23 protein-coding genes are annotated in these 23,397 nt (G+C 41.3%); 7 read left to right on the top strand and 16 right to left on the bottom strand.

What is annotated here, in order from left to right:
- Nucleotides 1-3 precede the first annotated feature (3 nt).
- From MTF66_RS13665 to murJ, 11 genes are all read right to left on the bottom strand, one after another.
- Nucleotides 4-486, bottom strand: coding sequence for a hypothetical protein (locus tag MTF66_RS13665; RefSeq protein ID WP_058585470.1), 483 nt, complete (start codon nucleotides 484-486; stop codon nucleotides 4-6).
- Nucleotides 474-1,463: a PilW family protein gene (locus MTF66_RS13660; RefSeq protein ID WP_248527472.1), complete on the bottom strand. Its 990-nt coding sequence runs from the start codon at nucleotides 1,461-1,463 to the stop codon at nucleotides 474-476. The genes MTF66_RS13665 and MTF66_RS13660 overlap by 13 nt, the downstream gene beginning before the upstream one ends.
- A 1-nt stretch (nucleotide 1,464) precedes the next feature.
- Nucleotides 1,465-2,019 (bottom strand): type IV pilus modification protein PilV, encoded by a 555-nt coding sequence (pilV, locus tag MTF66_RS13655; protein WP_062564361.1) that lies wholly within the window; start codon nucleotides 2,017-2,019, stop codon nucleotides 1,465-1,467.
- A 181-nt stretch (nucleotides 2,020-2,200) separates the two neighbouring features.
- Nucleotides 2,201-2,911, bottom strand: coding sequence for a LytTR family DNA-binding domain-containing protein (locus MTF66_RS13650; RefSeq protein ID WP_282454101.1), 711 nt, complete (start codon nucleotides 2,909-2,911; stop codon nucleotides 2,201-2,203).
- Nucleotides 2,908-3,933 (bottom strand): sensor histidine kinase, encoded by a 1,026-nt coding sequence (locus tag MTF66_RS13645; protein ID WP_248527471.1) that lies wholly within the window; start codon nucleotides 3,931-3,933, stop codon nucleotides 2,908-2,910. Before MTF66_RS13645 ends, MTF66_RS13650 begins: the two co-directional genes overlap by 4 nt.
- A gap of 38 nt (nucleotides 3,934-3,971) precedes the next feature.
- Complete coding sequence (gene ispH, locus MTF66_RS13640; RefSeq protein WP_062564284.1) at nucleotides 3,972-4,901, bottom strand: 4-hydroxy-3-methylbut-2-enyl diphosphate reductase; 930 nt, start codon at nucleotides 4,899-4,901, stop codon at nucleotides 3,972-3,974.
- Complete coding sequence (gene fkpB / locus MTF66_RS13635; protein WP_058585475.1) at nucleotides 4,901-5,341, bottom strand: FKBP-type peptidyl-prolyl cis-trans isomerase; 441 nt, start codon at nucleotides 5,339-5,341, stop codon at nucleotides 4,901-4,903. The genes ispH and fkpB overlap by 1 nt, the downstream gene beginning before the upstream one ends.
- The gene (lspA, locus tag MTF66_RS13630; RefSeq protein ID WP_054561910.1) at nucleotides 5,338-5,838 is read right to left on the bottom strand and encodes a signal peptidase II; all 501 of its coding nucleotides are present in this window, start codon (nucleotides 5,836-5,838) and stop codon (nucleotides 5,338-5,340) included. The genes fkpB and lspA overlap by 4 nt, the downstream gene beginning before the upstream one ends.
- Before the next feature lie 9 nt (nucleotides 5,839-5,847).
- Nucleotides 5,848-8,673 carry an isoleucine--tRNA ligase gene (ileS, locus tag MTF66_RS13625; RefSeq protein ID WP_248527470.1) on the bottom strand — a complete coding sequence of 942 codons (2,826 nt, stop codon included), beginning with the start codon at nucleotides 8,671-8,673 and terminating at the stop codon, nucleotides 5,848-5,850.
- A gap of 25 nt (nucleotides 8,674-8,698) precedes the next feature.
- Complete coding sequence (ribF, locus tag MTF66_RS13620; RefSeq protein ID WP_054561912.1) at nucleotides 8,699-9,625, bottom strand: bifunctional riboflavin kinase/FAD synthetase; 927 nt, start codon at nucleotides 9,623-9,625, stop codon at nucleotides 8,699-8,701.
- Nucleotides 9,626-9,698: 73 nt separating this feature from the next.
- Entirely contained in the window at nucleotides 9,699-11,279 is a 1,581-nt protein-coding gene (murJ, locus tag MTF66_RS13615) for a murein biosynthesis integral membrane protein MurJ (protein ID WP_308199987.1), read from the bottom strand.
- Between the two features lie 243 nt (nucleotides 11,280-11,522).
- Between murJ and rpsT the strand changes: the two genes are divergently transcribed.
- Nucleotides 11,523-11,783 carry a 30S ribosomal protein S20 gene (gene rpsT / locus MTF66_RS13610; protein ID WP_054561913.1) on the top strand — a complete coding sequence of 87 codons (261 nt, stop codon included), beginning with the start codon at nucleotides 11,523-11,525 and terminating at the stop codon, nucleotides 11,781-11,783.
- A 95-nt stretch (nucleotides 11,784-11,878) separates the two neighbouring features.
- Here the strand turns inward: rpsT and MTF66_RS13605 are convergent, their stop codons facing one another.
- Nucleotides 11,879-12,262: a response regulator gene (locus MTF66_RS13605; protein WP_054561914.1), complete on the bottom strand. Its 384-nt coding sequence runs from the start codon at nucleotides 12,260-12,262 to the stop codon at nucleotides 11,879-11,881.
- 150 nt (nucleotides 12,263-12,412) lie between these two features.
- Here MTF66_RS13605 and MTF66_RS13600 point away from each other — a divergent pair, with 150 nt between their 5' ends.
- The 3 genes from MTF66_RS13600 (at nucleotide 12,413) to smrA (ending at nucleotide 14,174) form a co-directional block, all read left to right on the top strand.
- Nucleotides 12,413-12,856 (top strand): hypothetical protein, encoded by a 444-nt coding sequence (locus MTF66_RS13600; RefSeq protein WP_248527469.1) that lies wholly within the window; start codon nucleotides 12,413-12,415, stop codon nucleotides 12,854-12,856.
- Between the two features lie 100 nt (nucleotides 12,857-12,956).
- Nucleotides 12,957-13,202 (top strand): hypothetical protein, encoded by a 246-nt coding sequence (locus MTF66_RS13595; protein WP_054551958.1) that lies wholly within the window; start codon nucleotides 12,957-12,959, stop codon nucleotides 13,200-13,202.
- Between the two features lie 390 nt (nucleotides 13,203-13,592).
- Entirely contained in the window at nucleotides 13,593-14,174 is a 582-nt protein-coding gene (gene smrA, locus MTF66_RS13590) for a DNA endonuclease SmrA (RefSeq protein ID WP_054561916.1), read from the top strand.
- A gap of 62 nt (nucleotides 14,175-14,236) precedes the next feature.
- Here the strand turns inward: smrA and MTF66_RS38515 are convergent, their stop codons facing one another.
- Both MTF66_RS38515 and MTF66_RS13585 read right to left on the bottom strand, forming a co-directional pair.
- Entirely contained in the window at nucleotides 14,237-14,371 is a 135-nt protein-coding gene (locus MTF66_RS38515; RefSeq protein WP_258535966.1) for a hypothetical protein, read from the bottom strand.
- A 97-nt stretch (nucleotides 14,372-14,468) separates the two neighbouring features.
- Nucleotides 14,469-15,389 carry a glyoxylate/hydroxypyruvate reductase A gene (locus MTF66_RS13585; RefSeq protein ID WP_248527468.1) on the bottom strand — a complete coding sequence of 307 codons (921 nt, stop codon included), beginning with the start codon at nucleotides 15,387-15,389 and terminating at the stop codon, nucleotides 14,469-14,471.
- Between the two features lie 123 nt (nucleotides 15,390-15,512).
- Here MTF66_RS13585 and MTF66_RS13580 point away from each other — a divergent pair, with 123 nt between their 5' ends.
- Complete coding sequence (locus tag MTF66_RS13580) at nucleotides 15,513-17,231, top strand: lysophospholipid acyltransferase family protein (RefSeq protein WP_062564279.1); 1,719 nt, start codon at nucleotides 15,513-15,515, stop codon at nucleotides 17,229-17,231.
- Between the two features lie 53 nt (nucleotides 17,232-17,284).
- Here the strand turns inward: MTF66_RS13580 and dapE are convergent, their stop codons facing one another.
- On the bottom strand, nucleotides 17,285-18,463 hold the full coding sequence (gene dapE, locus MTF66_RS13575) for a succinyl-diaminopimelate desuccinylase (protein ID WP_248527467.1): 1,179 nt from the start codon (nucleotides 18,461-18,463) through the stop codon (nucleotides 17,285-17,287).
- A 70-nt stretch (nucleotides 18,464-18,533) separates the two neighbouring features.
- Entirely contained in the window at nucleotides 18,534-19,952 is a 1,419-nt protein-coding gene (locus MTF66_RS13570) for an MATE family efflux transporter (RefSeq protein ID WP_248527466.1), read from the bottom strand.
- 235 nt (nucleotides 19,953-20,187) lie between these two features.
- On the opposite strand from MTF66_RS13570, the gene MTF66_RS13565 reads away from it, so the two are divergent.
- Together MTF66_RS13565 and MTF66_RS13560 are read left to right on the top strand one after the other, a co-directional pair.
- A complete protein-coding gene (locus MTF66_RS13565; protein ID WP_054561921.1) occupies nucleotides 20,188-20,841 on the top strand; it encodes an OmpW family protein in 654 nt (217 codons plus the stop codon).
- 333 nt (nucleotides 20,842-21,174) lie between these two features.
- Nucleotides 21,175-23,388, top strand: a complete 2,214-nt coding sequence (locus tag MTF66_RS13560) for a CapA family protein (protein ID WP_248527465.1) — start codon at nucleotides 21,175-21,177, stop codon at nucleotides 23,386-23,388.
- Nucleotides 23,389-23,397: the final 9 nt, after the last annotated feature.

Raw genomic sequence — 23,397 nt, 5'->3', positions numbered from 1 at the left:
CCATTAATTTCCACTATTTAAGCTCAGCATTTCTTGAGCAATCCCTGTTGTAATAGTGAGGTTATGCTTACTTTTAGAGCCATATTCAATCACTGAATTAATCTCAACCATATTGCATCTTAAGCCTGCAGTATCATCAAAACGTCTTGGGCACCTTAAAGCCATAGGGCCTTCATTTTTGTTAAACATGGTATTAGATGTGTCATTCGTATTACCTAGATCAAGGCCTGTTTCAGGAACTTGCCCTCTACTAAAGAAAAACCGGCTGTTACCTAATTTTTTTGCTTCATTAGCAATGACGTTTTGTACATCACCAATTAATTCATTCTCTGCCGCTTCTCTCTCTTGAGCGGCATTTGTGATTTTAATATCTACACTACTGCTGCTCATCAAAGTCACAGCAATACCGGTTATCGCAATAACCATGATCAAAGCAACGATTAATACAACACCTTGTTGCTTATGCATCATAGTTAAATGCGCCATAAGTTTGCCCCAACATTGTTCAAGCGGATAGTGGTCGTAAATAGTGCGCGTCGGTAGTTATCGTCAAATGTAAGAACGCGGCTATTTGCGTCTTCACCCAATGTATAAGTTTGATTTTTTAACTTAAGGTTTGAATCTGGTAAAAGCGATCTCACAAGTAAGAATACTTGCACTGTCAAAATACCACGGCGATTTTCCCAATCAGTGTTGGTCATCTGGCTGATACTTTTATATGTATCAACACGACTGTTATTTGTAGTATCAAGACCAAACACAAAGTGCATATTTTCTACCCCTTCCATAACCGTTTCAGTTGTCATGCCCCCAGAAGGAGTTAAGCGTTTACGTCTAAGTAAAGGAACAGACACTCTTTGGTCATTAATAGTGTAGGTTTGCTTTGTTATGTAATAAACATGATGTCGATAACGCCAAATCGTAGCATTACCATTTACAGCTGCTGCCGCGATAGGGCCGCGCTGAAACTCAGCAAGCTCTTGCTCGGCAATAAAATAGTAATAGTTATCGCTAGTATCGGCAGGTTGAATTTGTAAGCCTTCTAAAAACTTAATTTGCAGTACATCTGTATTTTTCTCAACGTTGTTAATACACCCAAGGGCTGAGTTACTGGTTGTTTGCACTGCGTAAACCGAGCGAAAGTTACTGGTTGCAGCTGTATCTGGAAAGCTGCCATTATTAAGGCCTTCTGAACAATCATTCCCCGGATTTCCTAAACTGTTTGTATTTGCATCCGAAAATGAGTCTTCATAAAACGTGCCCCAAAAACCAATCTGTTCAATATCACGTTGCATGATATTCATAGCCAGTCTACCAGTTTCTTGTAGCTCACCAATTGTCATCGTGTCACGAGTTGTTGATTTCATGCTTATATAGGTAAACATCACCCCGCCGAGCACCACACCTCCGATGAATAAAGCAACCATCATCTCGACGAGAGTAAATCCATTATGCTTTTTCATATCAAGACCTTAAATAAATATAGCTTTGTAGAACAATCAAACGTCGCTTATCGCCTTTAGAACCACAATCAATTGCAGCTGTATCTTTATTAGCACTAAGTTCTTGACGGCCTTGCCAACTGATCACAACCTCAATATTGAATTCGCTGGCATTGCCTGCAGCAACGGGAGTACTACTAATGCACACAGTTGCATCGTCTAAAGCGCCGGTGTTTTCACGAGCCTGAATTGCACGCACCCACTGTTGTTTATCTAATTCTGCCAATTGCTGAGCACTACATGCTGAGTTATAGCAACTCAAACTCGTATTTAGAGCTGTATCACTATCGAAAGTGCCATTATATAACGCTGCAAAGCCAGGTGAGTCGTTCGCTCGCATACGCTGGATAATGTCATTACCAAGTGCTACAGCAGCTGCACGCTGCATAGAATCAAAGCTTGCCTGCTTCGCTTTTGCTTGCAGGGCCACAGCGCCTAATAAACCAAAGCTTAAAATAACAAAGGCAATAAGTACTTCTATAAGGGTAAAGCCTTGCTGCTCAGAATGTTTAATCATGGTAAGTTTCATGGATACTTTTACATACAGTAAGAGTATTACGGCACAAATAAATAACAATCTGTATATGGACGAGCGGTCAAAATGCGCGATAAACGGTACTTAAACTTTGCTCAAAGTTAGATAATGACTACTAAAGAAAGTAATTATTGAAGATAAGATGCTGCAATGAAGATTGTTATTATTTACCCATTACAGCTTTAACATTTTTAAGCTCTCGGCGACTAACTGCCAAAGGCTCCTCAAACTGCTTCATCGTAACTGTATGCCCACCTGAAGATGGGCTATTAAGGCTAACAATATGTTGCTTATTCACAAGTGTATTTCGGTGAACTCTAAGTAGCTGCAGCGGGTAGGTTTGCTCTAGTTGCTTTAAACTTTGCTCAACAAGTGCCTCACCTTCAAAAAACACTACTCGGGTATATTTTTGCTCTGCGATACAGCAAATCACATCATCTACATTGACTCGTCGTATTACACCTGCAAGTTGATAACTAATGTAGTTATTTTCGGGGGCGGTTACTTGAGTACGGTTTAATTTACTCAGTTGCGTCATTGCTTTGGTTAATGCCTGCTCAGACACAGGTTTAACCAAATAGCCATCAACAGCGAGCTCAAATGCCGTTAGAGCATGCTCTGAATGGGCCGTTAAAAACATAACTGCAGGCGGGATCGAAAACTGTTTTAGCTCTGCGGCCACTTCAAGGCCAGACTGCTTAGGCATATTAATATCAAGCATCACTAAATCGGGCTGTAGTTGCTTACAAAGTTCAATTGCTTGCTCACCATTACTTGCTTCACCAACAATAGTGCAACCCTCGTTTGCAGCTAATAAACGTTTTATACGTGCCCTTGCTAGTGGTTCATCATCAGCAATCAAAACTTTTATCATGCATCCCTCTGCTTTGGTATTACCAGCTTCACTCTAAATACATCATCACGAATTGTGGTCGTCAGCTGTGCTTTTTGTTGATAGAAAAGCGCCAAACGTTGGCGAATATTATCCAGTGCCATCCCATTTCCTGTTCGTGAGTTATTCACTTCTGCAGCTACAGGGTTCGTTATAATAAAGGTATAAGCTTTATCCGATTGATGCATTTCAACAGAAATATTGCCTTGTTCTGCTGGCTCGACGCCATAAAATACCGCATTTTCAATAATTGGCTGTATTGTTAAACACGGAATATCAATGTCTGGCAACTCGCCAGGTAATTGCCAGCTTAATGCTAGGCGTTCGCCATAGCGCCAACGCTCAAGGGCTACATACTGTTGGCACAAAGTAATTTCGTCAACAAGCTTTATGGCTTTACCACTGCGCATAGCAGCCTGTGACAGCGCCGCCAGCGCTAAAATTGCTTGTTCAGCCGCGTCAGCATCGTAATGTGTAAGCTCAGCAGCAGTGTTCAAACTATTAAACAAAAAGTGAGGACGAATTCTTGCTTGTAAGGCATCAAGCTCAGCCTGCGCTAACGCTTTAGTTTGCTGCTCTTTTTGATTATGAATAAGCAAAAATTGGCTGAATAGCGCCGTTACCAAAAATATGATCAGTAAATTGCTGACAATAAAGTTAGTCCTCGACTCCATAGCGAACACATCTGAAAACACTGACAAAAACAGCCAACTAAAAACATACGTTAATGCCAGTAATGTGAATATCAGAATGAATAACTGCTTTGAATGTGACAGCTCTGTAAGTAAGGCTCGGCACACATACAGTAACGACAAGCTTGATAGAAAGATTAGATGTAAAAAGCAGCTAAATATAGCAAGGCGTAACCAAACATCACCTAAACTCATGGGTGAGAAGGCGAGCAAAATAGCAATGACTTGGCTGACGATGAGTGTGGCAAGGACACCGCGAGATTGAAAAAGAGCCGCAATCAGCAAGCCGTTTGAATTTGGCTGTTTGCTCATGGGCTCCTCTTTTAACTGTTGACTACTATTTGCTTAGATTAGCGTAGCTCAACAGGAACGGCAAATACTATGTTCTCTTCTTCACCTGGATTTTCAACAACTTGATTACCACCCAGTTCTTTTAGACGAGCAATAACCTGTTGAACTAAAACTTCTGGTGCAGATGCACCTGCAGTTACACCCACTGCATTTACACTGTTGAACCAATCCGCTTCAACATTACTCGCATCATCAATTAAATAAGCAGTGGTGCCCATTTTGTCAGCAAGTTCACGTAAACGATTTGAGTTAGAGCTATTTTTAGCCCCTACTACAAGCAGCACATCCACTTTATCTGCTAAATCTCGAACTGCATCTTGACGGTTCTGCGTGGCATAACAAATGTCATCTTTACGCGGGCCATCAATTGCCGGAAACTTAGTACGAAGTGCATCAATCACATCTGCCGTATCATCTACAGATAACGTCGTTTGACTACAGTAAAACAGGTTTTCAGGGTTTTTAACCGTTAGGCCCGCAACATCTTCAGGGGTTTCTACTAAGTAAATACCACCCGCTTCGTTGTCGTACTGCCCCATTGTGCCTTCTACTTCAGGATGGCCATGGTGACCAATTAACACGCACTCAGTGCCTTTACGGCTTGCGCGTGTAACTTCCATATGTACTTTTGTTACCAATGGGCAAGTTGCATCGAACACTTTAAGGTCGCGACGTTTTGCTTCACTACGTACCGCCTGCGATACACCATGCGCACTGAAGATAACAATACTGTCGTCAGGAACCTGATCTAGCTCTTCAACAAACACAGCACCGCGATTTTTTAAACCATCAACAACATATCGATTGTGAACGACTTCATGGCGCACATAAATTGGCTTTTCAAAGATATCCAGTGCACGCTCCACAATACTAATTGCACGGTCTACACCTGCGCAAAAGCCACGAGGATTCGCTAATAAAATATCCATTAACCTGTTACCTCTAAAATATCAACTTCAAAGGTTAGACGCTGTCCTGCTAGTGGGTGGTTGAAGTCAATCGTGACCGAGTCACCTTGGACTTCACGAACAAGACCTGGAAGCTCAGTGCCATCTGGTTGAGTAAAGGCAATAATATTACCTACTTCAGCTGGAGTATCTGCACCAAACTTGCTGCGATCAACATAATAAATGTTATCTGGGTTTGGCTGACCAAATGCATCTTCAGGCTCTAATGCAAATGACTTACTGTCACCAGCAGATAAACCAAGTAAACACTTTTCAAAATTTGCTGTCAGGCTGCCATCACCCATTCGCAATTTTGCAGGTTTATTATGTACTTTAGTTGAGTCGGCTGCAGAGCCATCTTCTAACTTAATTGAGAAATGAAAGATCACTTCAGAGTTTTCACCAATTACAGCTTGGCTCATGCTTGTTGCTCCTTAGGACTTTCGCCTGTGAAGGCATCAAATAAAAGTAATGCGGCACCGATACAAATCGCACAATCGGCAATATTGAAAACAGGAAAGTGCCAGTTTTCGTAATATACATGCAAGAAGTCAATAACATAGCCATAAGCGATACGGTCGTATAAGTTGCCAATCGCACCGGCTAATACTAACGCATAAGCAGAACACAATACTTTGTTAGACGCTGGCAAGCGTTTCAACCACCACACTAAAAGCACACTGATCGACACTGCAATTAAACTAAAGAACCAACGCTGCCAGCCACCTGAATCACTTAAAAAGCTGAAGGCTGCACCATAATTATGTACATAAGTGAAATTAAAAAATGGCAGAATATCAATCGACTCTTCGTAGGCCATGGTACTAACGACAAGTGATTTTGTCGCATAGTCTACTACCAAAAGTAGTAGACTAAGCCATAACCAAACCAAGCCACTTTTTCCGGCTAGTTTGCTCACAAACAACTCCTATGCGAACTGACGCTGTTCACCATCGCCATCAACATTGCTTACACAACGGCCACAGATCTCAGGATGAGCAGGATCAGCACCTACATCATCACAGTAATGCCAACAACGCTCACATTTTTCAGCGGTTGTTGCAGCAACTTTAATGTATAAGCCATCAATTTCTGTAGCTTGCGTATCTTCTGGCTGTGCTGTCACAGTTTCAACGGTTACGCCTGACGTTAATAGTACAAAGCGCAGTTCATCACCTAATGCAGCTAATTTCGCGCTTAGCTCTTCACCTGCATAAATGTTTACGTTTGCTTGTAGAGTTGCACCAATAACTTCTTCTTTACGAGCAGCTTCTAGTACACGGTTTACTTCATCACGCACGTTAAGGATTGTTAACCAATCATCGTTGCTGAATTTACCTTGTGAAGAGGCTTGCAAGCCATCGTACCATACTGAAGTGAATACAAATTTGTCACGCTCACCTGGTAATGCTTCCCAGATTTCTTGTGCGGTGAAGCTTAAGATCGGTGCCATCCAACGCGTCATTGCTTCAGCAATATGGTAAAGCGCAGTTTGACATGAACGACGCGCGTGGCTGTCGCTTTTCGCTGTGTATTGACGATCTTTGATTACGTCTAGGTAGAACGAACCAAGCTCACCAGTACAGAAGTTCATTAGCTTTTGCGTTACAAGTAGCATTTGATACTTGTCGTAAGCCGCTAAGATTTCATCTTGAAGTTCAGCTGCACGGCCCACAATCCAACGGTCAAGCTCAACCATGTCTTCAATAGCAACTTGATCAGTTTTTGGATCAAAACCATTTAAGTTCGCAAGTAAGTAACGGCTCGTGTTACGAATACGACGATAACGGTCTGCTGAACGCTTAAAGATTTCATCAGATACCGTCATTTCAGCTGTAAAGTCAGTTGATGCAACCCATAAACGTAAGATGTCAGCACCTAGCTTGTTCATCACGTTTTGTGGCGAAATTACGTTGCCTAATGATTTAGACATCTTGCGGCCATTTTCATCAACCGTGAAACCATGTGTTAGCACTTGCTTATATGGCGCATGACCATTAATAGCAACCGATGTCATCATTGACGACATAAACCAACCACGGTGTTGATCAGAACCTTCTAAGTAAAGATCAGCAGGACCGGTTAAATCTTCACGTGCATCAACCACACATGCGTGAGTCACACCTGAGTCAAACCATACATCTAGCGTATCTTGTACTTTCATGTATTGCTCAGCATCATCGCCAAGTAAAGTAGCTGGGTCTAAGTCATACCAAGCTTGAATACCTGATTTTTCAACCAATTTCGCAGCTTCTTCGATAAGCTCTTCGGTATTAGGGTGAAGCGCACCAGTGTCTTTATCAACGAATAATGCAATTGGCACACCCCATGTACGTTGACGTGAAATACACCAATCAGGACGGCCTTCAACCATGTTTGCAATGCGGCTCTCGCCCCACTCAGGTAACCACTCAGTCTTTTTGATTTCGCTTAATGAATCTTGACGAAGGTTAGCTTGGTCCATACTTACGAACCACTGTGGCGTAGCACGGAAGATAATAGGAGTTTTATGACGCCAGCAATGTGGGTAGCTGTGCGTAAGTGCATGATGATGCAATAACGCATTGTTTTCAGTTAATACGTCAATAACGCTCGCATTCGCTTTAAATACGTGCTGACCTGCAAACATTGGTGTGTCAGGTAAGTAAACACCGTTAGCACCAACCGGATTAGCTACTTCTAAACCATAAGCAAGACCTGCCGCGAAATCCTCTTGACCATGACCAGGTGCAGTATGAACAACACCAGTACCAGAATCAGTCGTTACGTGATCGGCAACAATCACAGGCACTGTGAAGTCATAGAATGGGTGAGCAACCTGTAAGTTCTCAAGTGCGGCACCTTTTACATAACCGAGTACGTGGTAATGTTTGAAGCCATAACGGTCCATAGCATCTTTAACTAGCTCAGAACCTAAAATTAGACGTTGCTGTGCACCTTCATCATCAATTTGAACAAGGGCATATTCAAGCTTTTCGTGAACCGCTACTGCACGGTTCGCAGGTAATGTCCAAGGTGTTGTCGTCCAGATTGCTGTGCTAACAGCACCAGTGCCTTGATGACCATCTGCTAATTCAAAAGCGTTAATAGCTGCATCTTGATCAGCAAACTGAAAACGTACATCGATCGCTGGAGACTGTTTATCTTGGTATTCAACTTCCGCTTCAGCAAGTGCTGAACCACAATCTGTACACCAGTGAACAGGTTTAGCACCTTTGTGTAAGTGACCATTTTTAATGATGCGACCAAGTACGCGAATCGCGTTCGCTTCAAAGTCAAAGTTCATTGTTAAGTAAGGCTTGTCCCAGTCACCAAATACACCAAGACGTTTAAAGTCTGTTTTTTGACCTTCGACTTGTTTTTTAGCGTATGCGCGACACTTTTCACGGAACTCAGCAACCGACACTTTCACGCCTGGCTTGCCTACTTTCTTTTCAACCATTAATTCAATTGGTAAACCGTGACAGTCCCAACCCGGCACGTAAGGTGCGTCGAAGTCAGACAAAGTTTTTGACTTAACAATAATATCTTTAAGAATTTTGTTTACCGAGTGGCCTAAATGGATATCACCGTTTGCATACGGAGGACCGTCATGCAAAATGAAGGTTTTTTTACCTTTTTTAGCGCTGCGAATTTGACCGTAAAGATCGTCTTCATACCATGTCTTAAGCATCTTTGGTTCACGTTGTGCCAAATTGCCGCGCATTGGAAACGCTGTTTCCGGTAAATTCAAAGTATGTTTGTAGTCGCTCATTAATCCTACTTTCCGTATCGGCTACCTAATTTAAACCAAAACACTGCTTAGCGGCGGTTACATCATCTGCAATCTGCGCCGTCAGTTGTGTTAATGTCTCGAATTTTTTCTCATCGCGAAGCTTTTTAATTAGCTCCACGTGCATAAATTGTCCGTAAATATCTTGCGCAAAGTCGAAAAGATGGACTTCTAACAATGCGCGTGTCCCATTAAATGTGGGTTTGTTGCCAATATTTGCAACCCCATATAATTCTTTATCACCAACTTTAGCTCGTACCGCAAAGACCCCATTTACAGGGCATACTTGGCGTTTTAGTGCTATGTTGGCAGTTCTGAACCCTAATTCACGACCTTTCGCCCAGCCATGAATAACACGTCCAGAAATCGCATAACCATGACCTAACATGGTTTTTGCATCTTCTAATTGCCCTGCAGCAAGCGCATGGCGAATAAGGGTACTACTTACTCTATCATTGAGTCTGCGAAAACTTGCAGTACTTTTCACATCCATGTTCAGCTCAGTGCCCATGGTTTTTAGTAACGCAAAATCGCCACGACGACGTTTGCCAAAACAAAAGTCATCACCAACAGTTAATGCTTTAACGCCTAGCTTTTCAACCAGTACTTGGCTGACAAACTGTTCTGCTTCCATGTTGGCAAATTGCTGATTGAAGCTAATGCAAATCACTCGCTCCACGCCTAATTTAGCAAGCAAACTAAGCTTATCACGTAGTCGAGTTAAACGCGCGGGTGCATTATCTTTAGCAAAAAACTCTTGTGGCTGAGGCTCAAATAACATCACGGTACTTGGCAATTGATGCTTTTCTGCGTCTTGCAGCAAGCCTTTAATCACTTCTGCATGACCTAAGTGCACGCCATCAAAATTACCAATGGTCAACACACAGCCATAATGCTGCGCGCGAATATTGTGAATACCTCTAATTAACTCCATGCCACCTTTTTGCCTTTATCAGCGAGCCCAAAACATTGATATCGGGCTTGAAGCGCCGATTATAATCTTTTTTTTAGTTTGATTCAGTAGTTGCAACACTTTTTATCGTATTTAGTCGCACACCTAAAATGAATAAGGCCGCAAAGTAAACAAAAACCGCCAGCACTAATAACCCACTCAACAGCAGTACTTGTTCAGTAAAGTACCATGTTTTCCACGCAAATTGCTGGCCAACATACCACACTGCAGCAGCCATTAATAAACTTGAAAACAAACACTTAAAGGTAAAACCAAGGCTCATCGCAGAAAACTGATAAACGCCTTCTTTACGTAGTTGATGATACAACAAATAGGCATTACAACTGGCCGACATCGCGGTTGCTAACGCTAACCCCAAATAGCCAATAAATGGAGCTAGCATAATGTTAAACACCATATTTAACACCAGTGTTTTAATGCCTATTTTTACCGGAGTTTTAGTATCTTGACGTGAATAAAAACCTGGAGCTAACACCTTGATTAACATAAAGCTAACCAGTCCCACAGAGTAGGCCATCACACCGTAACTTACCGCTTTTACATGATCAATTTCACCGTTTTGAAACGCACCATGATCAAATAAAACCGTAATAATGAGCGGGCTTATCACCATTAAGCCAAACATGGCTGGCAAGCCTAAGAAAATAACAAACCTCACCCCCCAGTCGAGGGTTAGTTGAAAATCTTTTGTGCTTTTGGTGCTATGTAGCTTAGACAATGCAGGCAGTATGACCGTTGCTATACCGATACCAAATAAGCCAAGAGGAAACTCAATTAAACGGTCAGAGTAATAAAGCCACGCGATAGAGCCGGTCATCAACATCGAGGCGATCATAGTGTCGAGTAACAGGTTTATTTGACTGATAGACACGCCAAACAAGGCTGGTAGCATGAGTTTTCGGACTTTCTTAACGTTTTCATCTTGCCAGCCCCATTTAGGGCGGCTCAACATACGGGCACGATACAAAAATGGCAACTGGAACAATAACTGTACTAAGCCCCCTACAAACACGCCGATGGCAAGCGCGTATGCCCCCACCGAAAATTTATCGTGTAGAAAAACAGCACAAGTGATAATTGATATATTCAACAGCACAGGGGTAAATGCCGCCACAGCAAAGCGATTATATACGTTCATAACCGCACCACTTAGGGCAACCAAACTCACGAAAAATAAATAAGGGAAAGTCAGTTTTAACAGTGCACTAGCCAGTACAAACTTTTCTGCATTTTCGCCTCCTTGCCACCAATCGATAAACCAACCAGTACCAAATAAAGCAGCTATGACTGGAGAGGCAACCACCCCAAAAATGGTAACAATTAATAAAATAGTTCCTAGGGTGCCGGCTGCTTGAGCCACAAACAGCCTGACTTTATCATCGCCTTGTTGTTCTTTTATCTCAGATAAAACCGGCACAAAAGCTTGAGCAAAGGCTCCTTCGGCAAATAACCGTCTTAAAAAGTTAGGAATTCGATTGGCAAATAAAAACACATCCGCAGCAGCACTGGCACCTAGCAGATTTGCCACAACAGCATCTCGTACTAACCCTAAAATACGCGAGATCATCGTCATTGCACTAACAATCATCCCAGAACGAAATAATCCTTTTGCCACCTTAAACCCATTATCAAAAAACTTCTAAGATGGGCGATTATGCCTAAAATATCCTTAAAGCACTAGGCTCGAACCCGACCCTTTGTTACAATAGCGATATTAACTGCTAAAGCGGCAAATTGATGTTCGTTATAAGGAGCAGTTTTTCTTGAGATGTCAAAATTTCGTTGACATTCATGATAAAAACAGGCATATTCCACGGCCTTTAAATTAAGCTTATTTTAAGATTGTTAGGAGCAAACCTTGGCTAACATCAAGTCTGCAAAAAAACGCGCTATTACGAGCGAAAAAAATCGTCAACATAACGCAAGCCGTCGTTCAATGATGCGTACTTACTTCAAAAAAGTAGTTACTGCTATTGAAGCGGGCGACAAAGAAGCTGCACAAGCGGCATTCGCTGTTGCAACACCTATCCTAGACCGTTACGCAACTAAAGGTCTAATCCACAAGAACAAAGCAGCTCGTCATAAGAGCCGTTTAGCAGCTAAAATCAAAGCGCTATAATTTGTTTTTGATGAATATGAAAAAACCGGCTTTTGCCGGTTTTTTTTTACCTGTAATTTAATTAGGCACTTTCTAAATGCCCAATAATTAATTAGCTAGACAATTTCGAGCTCAGGGTAGAACTTTTTCAACATTGCGGCAATTTTCTTAGGTGTGAAAGGTTTAACCACAAAGCCTTTAGCGCCCTTCTCAATCGCTTCTTTAACGTTTTCTACTGTTGAATGAGCCGAAACCATTACTACGTTTGCTTCAGGCGAGATTTCGTTGATTTGCGAGATAATCTCTTTACCATCCCCATCGGGTAATTCAATATCTAAAAAGATAATATTAAACTCTTTTTCTTTACATGCGCTTAAACACTGCGCGGCCGTAGAAGCCTCACGCACATTGTCGATACCTAGGTGCATTAATGTTTGATTTAAAAAACTGCGAACCGTGCCTACGTCGTCCACAATAAGAATTGAAAGCTGCGTATCCATACTATTCCTCTTAACTATGAAGATAAACACTCATTGCACTTAAGAGTGTAACGCATTTAAGCTATAAGTGATTTGAATTTGACTATTATATCAAAAACTTCGTTATAATCTCATTATAGAGACCTATATTAAAAAGGCCAGATAAGCTTTATGTCTAATAAAATAAAAAAACAATCTTTGCTTGGTAAAACTCCCGAACGAAAAAAACCTACACAAACAAAGCGCCAAAGACCAGCCCGCCAACAACAAGCACGCGCGCAAGCTGCGCAGCAAAGTGCACCTGAAATTGAGCTTAAAAAAAGCAAAACACGGTGGTATGCGCTCGCAGCAGTTGTATTAATTCTGCTAATTACGCCCAAACCAGTGTTAATCACTTATGAAAAGCTAGGTATGGTCTCGCAAAGTGTATTTTGGCCAGGGGTTTTTGGTTATGGTGCAAACTTATTTGATTCAACCCTTAGCCCCCGTGCAGACCTTAGCCGCAACGTTATTTACCTGTGCCAAGATAAGCGTAAACCAGATACCTGCCAGAAGTATCGTGTGACAGAGCAAAGTGGATTTTTTGCTGCCATGAAAAAGCTAATAATAGATTAAAAAATCTAATCTGAAAATTTAAAATTACTTGGTTGAAAGCTGTGTAAAAGATCACCATAATGGCGCTCCTTTTTCAACACAGACACGATCAGATACGACCATGCTAAACGAGCTAGATTGGCTTTTAAACTTAACGTTACTTGCACTAGGACTAGGTGCATTTTTTATTAACCAGCTTACATTACTGCGTTTTGCAGCAATTAGCGCGTGTAGTTTATTATTTTTATCGTTTAGTTTAGATCTGATGTCATCAAGCGTTATCTCAAATATGAGCTTGGTGTTGATCAACACATTTTATTTATTCAAGGTCTACACATTTGGCCAATTGAATATCAATCAAGGTTAATCTTCTCCTAAGATAAATTGATAGAATAGGCTATCCCATCTATCAGCTTTTATGCCCAAGCAGCCCTCTGCTTGGGCTTTTTTTTACTTACAAAATGATTGAACTGAGATACCATAAACGGCGTATATATAGAATTCAGCGTTTCACAGGTGCTTAATATCAAGGCGTTACTTTGCAAGAATGGTGGTCCCTTTTAAGAAGTAACAACGATGAGAGTAAGTGCCTGTGAAACGCCCAGAGGGTTGGTTTAAAAGCGATTTATACTGCGTTATTGATTTTAACAATAGAACCACTATTATTTGCAATCAATGCCTTGCCTAAATCGCTTTTAATTCCAACTGAAACTCGCACCTTGAGGTGGTTTGGGTATTGATAATTTGGAGGTACATTATGTCATTAAACGACTTCGACTTATTTCTCTCATCAATGGAAGACGTAAAACCTCTTAAGCATGACACTGTTCAATTTGATTCTACGAAACAGGGCCCTTCTTTAGCGCAACAAGAAAAACGTAAAGCAGCTGAGTGTGATTTAGCAATTGATGAAAACTATTTACGTACTGAATTCGTTGAGCTGTTAGATCCTCATGCCATATTGGCATTTAAAAAAGATGGCGTACAAGGCCAAGTATATAAAAATCTGCGTTTAGCTAAATATCAACTCGATGCCACGCTTGATTTGCATGGTCAGCCTCTTCAACGAGCGCGCAGTACGCTTTTTAATTTTATTGATGACTGCCATAAAAGAAATATTCGTGTCGTACTTATTCGCCATGGTATTGGCATCAAAAATAAATCACAGCCGGGTATCTTAAAAAGCTATACCAATAAATGGCTGCAAGAAATTCCAGCGGTTTTAGCCTTTCATAGCGCCCTTAAGCATCATGGTGGTAGCGGTGCAACGTATGTGATGATTAAAAAGTCAGACGAGAAGAAACACGAAAACAGAGAAATTCATTCAAAAAGAAGTTAATAAAATAAGTGATAAAAGTGCAGCATAAAAACATGCTGCACATATTTACTGTGATTGGTTGGTTATGATTGGCTAACTTCAATAGCCTGAGCTGGCTGCTCCGATGCATTCGCTTGATTAAACCATGCTGAAACACCAAGAACGATTACTGACACGACGACTAGACTAAATTTAGCTCCACCTTGATTAGATTTCATAACGCCTCTTTTTTATTATTGTTTTTTTATTGAGCAACAACAGAATAGCAAAGTTACAGATGTTAACAAGGTGTATATTAAACTAATTTGTAATGTGTCAATAACCTTTTGTTCTATCAACCTGATTTATTAGACTTTTACCTTCAATTAATCTTTTGACATTACCCGCAATTTGCAAAGTCACAGTCTCTAAATCTGACAATGCAGCACAGTGGGGTGTTAAGGTCACCTTTTCATGAGACCAGTAAGCATGCGCCTTAGGTAAGGGCTCTTCTGTGAACACATCAAGGGTAGCGCCGCGTAATTGCTCACTATCAAGTGCTTCAAGCAAGTCTTCATCGACAACATGCTTGCCTCTGGCAACATTAATAAGCACCGCATGATTTTGCAATTTACTTAGCAGTGATTTGTTAATGATACCCTGAGTGTGTTGGTTAAGTGGCAGCAAGCACACGAGATAATCAATTTGACCAAGCATGTCATCTAACCCCTGCTGTTTGAAATAGGTACTTACTTCAGCATCGTGTTTTTCACTATTAGACCAGGCACTCACTCTAAAGCCATTTGCGAGTAAACGCTTAGCACAGGCTTTACCTAGTTCACCATAACCCAAAATACCCACATGTTGATGTGAATACGCTCGCTTTGGCTTCCAAGTACTGGCTGATTGTTTTAAGTAATATTCTTTGAGTCTCAGCTTGTGTGCCAACACATGGGTCAACACGTACTCTGCCATATCATTTGCAAGATTATCATCGACAATTCTAACAACGGGGACGTGCGCCGCTATCTTCGTTAAGTCGATGCTATCAACGCCAGCCCCAAATGAAGAAACTGCTTTTAAATTTACCAGCTTAGGCCATAAGTCAGCAGGGGCATTCCAAGCCAGTACAAACTCAACGGCTTGGTAATCAGTGCACTCAGACCAAAGCTGCACGTCAACCTCTGGTAATAACGCTTGTAATCGGGCAATTAATTGGCTGCAATCTCGGCCTGTAACAGCTACAAGTAAAATCATTGTCTTCTCCATTTTGCCTCGTACTCGAAGCGCTCTTTAAAAAGTCACACAACTGCAACCTAACTGTCATAGCGAACTCTTACCCTAACCTCATCGCTGAATGCGTTTATGTTTGAGGTTTGTATGATCAGTGTTGATAAAGTAATAGAAGCAAATTTACCACAGTTAGAAAATTCACCAAAAGTAAAAGGCTTAGTAAAGAAAGGTTTGGGTTATTTATTACATGAGCAAGAGTTTGTTGCCTTTGGTGATGCATACCCACACTTACAAGGACTTGAGTTTGTAGAGCAAGTACTTGATGAGCTAGACTTTGACACGCGCTATAAGCCAAAGCAAATGGAACATATTCCTAGTGAAGGTAATGTCGTTATTGTCGCTAACCACCCTATCGGCTCTCTTGATGCATTAGCGCTGATAAAAGTCTTATCAAGTGTACGCCCTGACTTAAAAGTCGTTGCAAACCGCATGCTGATGTCAATCACTCCGATGCACTCGTTACTCCTTCCCGTTGATAACCTCTCTGGTACAAGTAAAAAGAAAGAACTTGCTAATATCCAACAGCATTTAAAATCAGACGGTGCGTTATTAATCTTTCCTGCAGGTGAGGTGTCACGCTTAAGTCCAACGGGTATTAAAGACTGTAAATGGAATACTGGCTTTTTACGTATGGCAAAGAAAGCCAACGCACCTATTTTGCCTATTTACATTAAAGCGAAAAACAGCCCATTATTTTACGGCACCTCAATGATCTACAAACCCTTAGCCAGTTTGCTGTTAGTCAAAGAGATGTTCAAGCAGCGACAAAAATCATTAGAGTTTGAAATTGGCGCGTCCATCCCACCTGAGTCATATTTAATCGAGAATTTAAAAGACAAAGAAATAGCTCAGCTGATAAGAAAGCAGTTGTATCGACTGATCACAAAAAAGCCTCTGCCGTTAAAAACGCAAACCCCTATTGCCAGTCCAGAAGCAACGAAAGACCTTAAAAAAGCCATTGAAGAGTGTGAGTTATTGGGAGAAACCTCTGATGGTATGAAAATTTACTTATATCAATACTGTGGTAGCTCACCGATTTTCCGTGAACTGGGGCGACTACGTGAAATTGCGTTTCGGGCAGTCGGTGAAGGCAGTGGCAAACGCCGAGATATAGATAAATACGACATGGATTATCAACACCTTGTACTGTGGGATGCTAAGCAACTTGAACTAGTCGGCGCATACCGACTTGCCTGCGCACAAGACATTATAGAAAAACATGGCCGCAAAGGTTTATATACTGACAGCCTATTTAGCTACAGCGATGATATGGCGCCGTATTTTGAAAAGGGCATTGAGCTCGGTCGCAGCTTTGTGCAACCCAAATACTGGGGTAGAAAGAGCCTAGACTATTTGTGGTTTGGCATTGGCGCATTTGTGAACCGCTACCCGCAATACCGCTATTTGTTTGGCGCAGTTAGCGTATCTAACGCACTCCCCGAGCAAGCTAAATCACTACTCGTTCATTATTACCAGCATTATTATGGTGCTAAACAAGTGTTAGCTATCCCCAATAATGAATATCGCCATACCGAATCACAAAAAGAACAATGTGCTCAGCTATTTGCTGGGGATGATATTAAAGAAGACTTTGTTGAACTTAAGCATGTACTTGCCAATATCGGCGCGCAAGTCCCAACCCTATTTAAACAATACACAGAGCTTTGCGAACCTGGTGGCGTACAATTTTTAAGTTTTAGCATCGATCCTGAGTTTAATAACTGCATTGATGGTTTAGTGCTTGTCGACTTAGATAAAGTGAAAGCAAGTAAGGCTAAACGATACTTAGGGCAGACACGCGAATAGTCGTTATAAAATAGCTAAAAGAAAAAGTCGGCACGCTCGCAGACTTTTTCTTTTTAATTAAAGATATTTCTAAGCGCAGCTAAATATATTTGCTCAATAGTTTTTAAATCTGCGATAGGAACATGCTCATTAACTTGATGAATGGTATGGTTTCGCACGCCACATTCGATCACTTGCGTGTGCTCATTTGCAAAAAAGCGGCCATCTGATGTGCCACCACTGGTACTTAGCATAGGGAAGCTGCCAGTTACTTCATGCACGGCTTGTTCAAGCTGCTGCAATAAGCAATTGCTTGCTTGATGCAAGGTATAAAATGATTCACACGGGCGTTCCCAAACAAGCGTTAGCTGGGATGCTAGATCTGCCAATGCAAACTGAATTTCTTCTTTGATGTCTTTACTTTTATAGCCATGACTATAACGTACGTTAAACGTGAGCTCACATTGAGCAGGAACAAGATTATCTACCACATTAGCAATATTAATTCCGGTCACTTGCAGTGTTGTAGCCGAACTGGCTTCATCTTTGTGCCAGCTAATTGCCGTTAGGCGCTTCACAACCTCTGCACTTAAATGCGCTGCGTTTATAGTGTTTGCTGGATAGGCAACATGCCCAGCTTTACCTTGAATAGATAATCGAGCAGACAAAGCTCCCCTTCTGCCATTTTTAATGGTATCACCCACATGCAAATGACTCGTCGGCTCGCCTACTAAGCAACCATCTAGCACAACACCTTGTTTGGCTAACCGCTCAGCAATCAGTAAAGAGCCGTATTCAGCCTCGCCCTCTTCATCTGAGGTAATTAACCAGTAAAATGTGCCGCGTTTATTGCTATTTTGCGCTAAAAAGCGTTTGGTTGCGCAAAGCATAGCAGCAACGCCGCCTTTCATGTCTGCCGCGCCACGGCCATAGATATTGCCATCGACTATCTCAGCGCTAAATGGATCAACTCGCCAATTACCTTCTGCAGCAGGTACCACATCAATATGACCAGAAAAAGCAACGATAGGGCCATCACCAAAGGTGATTTTAGCAATTAAATTAGTAACATGATTAAAGCTAAATACTTCACAGTCAAAGCCGAGCTGGCTTAAGTTATCTTCAAGCCAATCAATTGCACCAGCTTGAGCAGGCGTAACCGATTTAAATCGGATCAAGGTTTGTAATGTTTCTACCACATCTGATTGCACCGAGAAGTGCGTTGCTAACTCTGCATTTGATATCAAACTCATAATAACCCTAGTCAGTTAGAAAGCTTAGGTTATTACAACGAGAGATTATGACCGCAGTGTGAAACTTAAATTAATGATTTCCTTCTTCAATGAGGGTTTCTTGGGTTACTTTGGCAATATCTTTGTCTTCTTTGGTTAATTGTGTTCGCTGCCAACGACCAGCTGCGAACCAAAGATAAGTAATAATAGCCACAAGTACATTAGTAATAGCAAACGAATACCATATGCCCTGTGGTCCAAGTGAAGTATGCTTTGACAAAATATACGCGGTAGGAAATTGAATAACACATTGCGAAAGTAGTGACACAACCATAGCATTGAGCATGTTTCCTGAAGCCCTAAATGCAGCAACCACACAAAGCTGCACGCCTATTCCGCCCCAAGTTAAACACATAACGCGAATGAACTCTGCGCCACCAGCAATCACAGACTCATCATCAGGAATGAAAAAAGCCACAAAGTATTCAGCAAACAGATAAGCAACAACGCCCACTAATGTAAGGCCTAGTAACCCCCAAAGCGAAGCTAAACGTGTAATTTGTGCTGCACGCTGTGGATTTCTTGCCCCCATGTTTTGACCAACCAAGGTTGAAACAGCCATTGAAAGGCCCATTGCAGGGATCATCACCATTTGTAAAATATTAGAACCAACACCATAAGAGGCAATGGTGTGTGTACCAAAGCTTGCCACCAAAAACGACATAATGATTAGACCAAAGGCTCTTGCAGAGAGTTCAACCGAGCCAGGAGCCCCTAAAAAGAAGGCTTGTTTCATATATTGCCAGTCTGGTTTAAAGCTAGAGAGTTTAAGTTGGATGCCGTGGCGGCCTCGCAAAAATACCCATACCCCGATTGCAGCCGCTAAGCTTTGTGTGATTAGTGTAGCTAATGCAGCCCCCATTACGCCAAATCCTGCAAAGTCACCAAAACCAAAAATCAGTAAAGGGTCGAGCACAAAATTGAGTAACACAGTACCACTTACAATATAAAGCGGCACCTTGGTTTGCCCTATGCCACGCATTAAGGCTTGAAACATGGCATAAATAAACACAAACACAACGCCAATAAAAGATACATGCATAAATTTAAGTGCATCACCATACACTTGATCTTCAACACCTAATAAAGTCAAAAAGTAAGGAGAAAGCACATAGCCTATTAAACCAAGTATGGTTGCGGTAATTGTCACCATTAACATGGTTTGCGCAGCAACATGGTTTACCTTATCTTGCTGACCAGCACCCATGTATTGAGCGGATAAAATAGCGCCCGCCATTGCCAAACCTGAGCCAATAGCAATCACCAAAAAGGTTACTGGCATACTGACAGAAACGGCAGCCACTTGTTCTGCCCCTAAGCGCCCTACCCAAAATGCATCGGTCAACTGATAAGCAGACTGCAAAATATTGATTAAGATGATCGGGATACCTAATTTAAGTAACGCTTTTGAAATCGAGCCATGAAGAAATAAGTGCTGCGGATCAGCCATGAAAAACACCTAATTAAGCAAATAACCCTGTTAGTTTACCAGCCGCAACTGAATATAGAGTCAATAAGAGTCAATCTTTTTTTTGCTGTACCTGTTTAAAAACTTAATCTAAATCAATAAATGGCTTCACTTAGTTCAAACATTTTTGAAACTTTGATCTAGAACAGGTTTTGTCCGCTTCAAGTTAGTAATAATAGCCTCAACCAAATAAGACAAGTAGTTCGCGGAGAACAACATGAAAACTAAATTAAGCATTGCATTACTTACTTCACTATTAGCACTCTCTCCTGTTGCAAACGCAAACTTAAGCGTGAACGTAGGTGCAATTAATGTAAACCCTGATAACGACAGCTCAAAAATCAATGAAGCACCAACATTAGGTCTACGTGCAGATGATGATACTCAGCTAGGTATTACCGTAGATTATGCGCTTGATGACAATTGGGTAATTGAATTAGTAGCAGCAACACCTTTTAGTCATGATGTTCAAGGTGCAGGTGGTTTAGCAGGTAACAAAATTGCGAAAATCAAACATTTACCACCAACACTTTTAGCGCAATACCACTTCTTAGACTCAACTTATAAGTTCCGTCCATTTGTGGGTGTAGGCGTAAACTATACTGTTTTCTTTGATGAAGAGCCTTCAGCTGCACTAAAGGCAACACTAGGTACTGACGATGTAGAAGTTAAACTAGATGATTCATTTGGCTTTGCAGCTCAAGCTGGTTTTAACTACATGATGAGTGAAAACTGGGGTCTTCATGGCATGGTTTCACTAATCGACATCGATACAGACGCTACCGTTTATGCTGACGGCGCAAAAGCACTAACTTCAACTGTAGAAATCGACCCAGTTGTTGCTATGTTCGGTGTGAAATACAAATTCTAACTTTCATTTTGTGAAAGCCCATACGCACAAAAAGGCCATTTATTGGCCTTTTTTATTTCCATTCATTTCCTAATACCAAATTGCTATTTGTCTAAATTTTAAGACAAATTCTGCCAACCAATAAATTTGAACTACACTTAAAACTTAAGCTACACCTTTATCATTGGTTATTAAGTCACCAGTACAAAATATCATCGAAACTATGCCCAAGAGCATGCAATATCTGAATTTTCAGAGCTGGTCAATTGTTGTCCCTATTAGCCAGCAATTATAAAATAACCATAATAATTTTGACGTATAGAATGTAAATTGCGTGATAACGAGGGGCGTTAGTTGAAAATATTTTTTAATTCTTTAGTTCTGCTTACGTGTCTTAATTTAACTGCATGTAAAGTAAAAGACCCGAACGAAGATAAACCAGATGAGCAAACGCAGGTCGCAATCAGCGATCGCGAAAAGCTGCTTGCTGGTAGTGCAAATATTTCTTTTACGATCACCGATGAAAATCAAACACCTCTAAGCAATATCAGTGTTACCTTAGCTGGGCAAAGCTATCAGTCTGATAGCGATGGTACTATAAGTGTTAGTAACCTTGCTTATCGCAATCATGCGATTATGGTTGAGCAAACGGGATATTTTCCGCGTGCAAGTATTGTCGTTAATCAACCAAACTCATCGACAACTACCGTTCAACTCCAAACTAAAGCATCGAGCAGTAAAAGCCTCTTATTTGCTGGCGATACCATGTTTGGCCGTCGTTATTTAGATCCCAATTTAAAAACCATGGGCACGTCTATTCCCGATGTAACTGATGCCTTGATCCATCCAGATACAGCAGGGGCAGACAGCATTGCAATTACTGCTGATGTCGCAGCCCTATTTGAAAATGCTGACTTTGCATCAGTTAACCTAGAATCGCCAGTGACGACTAATCCAGCAACTGTCCATCCAACCAAAGAGTTTAGCTTTTTTAGTCTACCCGATTCACTGCAAGGGCTAACCGAGATAGGCATAGATTATGTTGGTCTTGGTAATAACCATATCTACGATTACTTGCAATCCGGCTTAGAAGATACCCTCATTGAAGTAAGCAATGCTGGCTTACTACATAGCGGTGCAGGACTTGATGAAACCCAAGCAATGACCACAGTGAGTAAAACACTTGAAGATGTAACGCTCGTGCTTTTTGCCGCCACTTCAATCACAGGGACAGAACACGAATACAGCTACATTGCTGATACTGAAAAAGGCGGGGCTGCAAATTTAACCAACTCGGATACAGTTAAATCTTCACTAGAAGAACAGGATTCTTCACAATTTATCATTGCCCAAATGCATGGAGGTGATGAATACACCTATTCTCCTTCAAGCTATATTGGCAGCCGCTTTGAAGCATTATCGAAGCAAAATACAGATCTCCTTATTGCTCACCACCCCCATGTAGCGCAAGGCTTTGCTGTCTATAACGATATTCCTGCTGTACTCGGTCTTGGTAACTTCGTATTTGACCAACCTCGCCTTGATACCTTACTCGGTGTTGCTGTGATGATCGATTTAAACACTGAAACGCAAACCGTCAACCGGGCTTTTGCTTATCCTATTTTTGTTGAAGATTATAAACCACGCTTTACAACCGGTTTTTTAACTCACTACTTATTAAGACGCCTTGCTGAGTTTTCTGATGACAATATCACTTTAATTCCTCGTGATAATTATGGTGAAGTCTATTTTAGTCAAAATCAGGCAACCAAGAGCACGACAGACGTCACTATTGAGGTAAATAGCAATAGTGACATTATTGACTTGCGACAATACGCCCCTTCATCAGCCGCATTCGTATCCAAGATCGAAGTAACCAGTGGCGAACTCAGTAGTATGGTCTTTGGCCGCGACATAATGGTGTTTGGTGATTTTGAAGATTGGGATAACGACAGCGAAGCGTTTGAAGTAAGCCGCTGGGATCACACCAGTGACAGTGTTTTTCCATGTACAGACCAACCTTATGCTGGGATTCAAGCACTGTGCTCAAGTCGTGACGAGTTCGACAATACGCCATCGATAATACCGTTTAGACATACAATGCGAGTGATGGAACTAACAGATGAAAATGGTGACCCACTTCTGAGTAAAGACTTCTCATTTTATGGTTATTTACAATCAGAAAATGGTGGAAAAATTGATGCACTATTAAGTTATACAACCGAAATAGACGATCTTACTTTTTCACAACATAAAATAGATGTAAGTGAAGGCGGTGACCAAGCATGGCATGCATTTAGTCATGACTTTAGTTTACCGTCAGATGAGTTCACTTTAGGACCAAAAGAACTTCCACCAAGAGGTGTGAAACTGCAATTTAGACATTATGCACCAAGTAAAGGTGAAGCAATCTCTCGCTTAGATAATGTTGCACTAATTAGCTGGCAAGATGCTATCAGCTTAGATAATGGACTATGGCAAACCGAGAAAATGCACGGTTTTGACTTTTTAAAAATCTCAGCAAGTGATGATACGAGTGTAAAAATTACGTTCACATTACTTGATTAAGGAGGAGAT

The organism is Pseudoalteromonas sp. 2CM39R (assembly GCF_023161845.1).
This window is presented reverse-complemented; position numbering and strand designations above follow the sequence as displayed.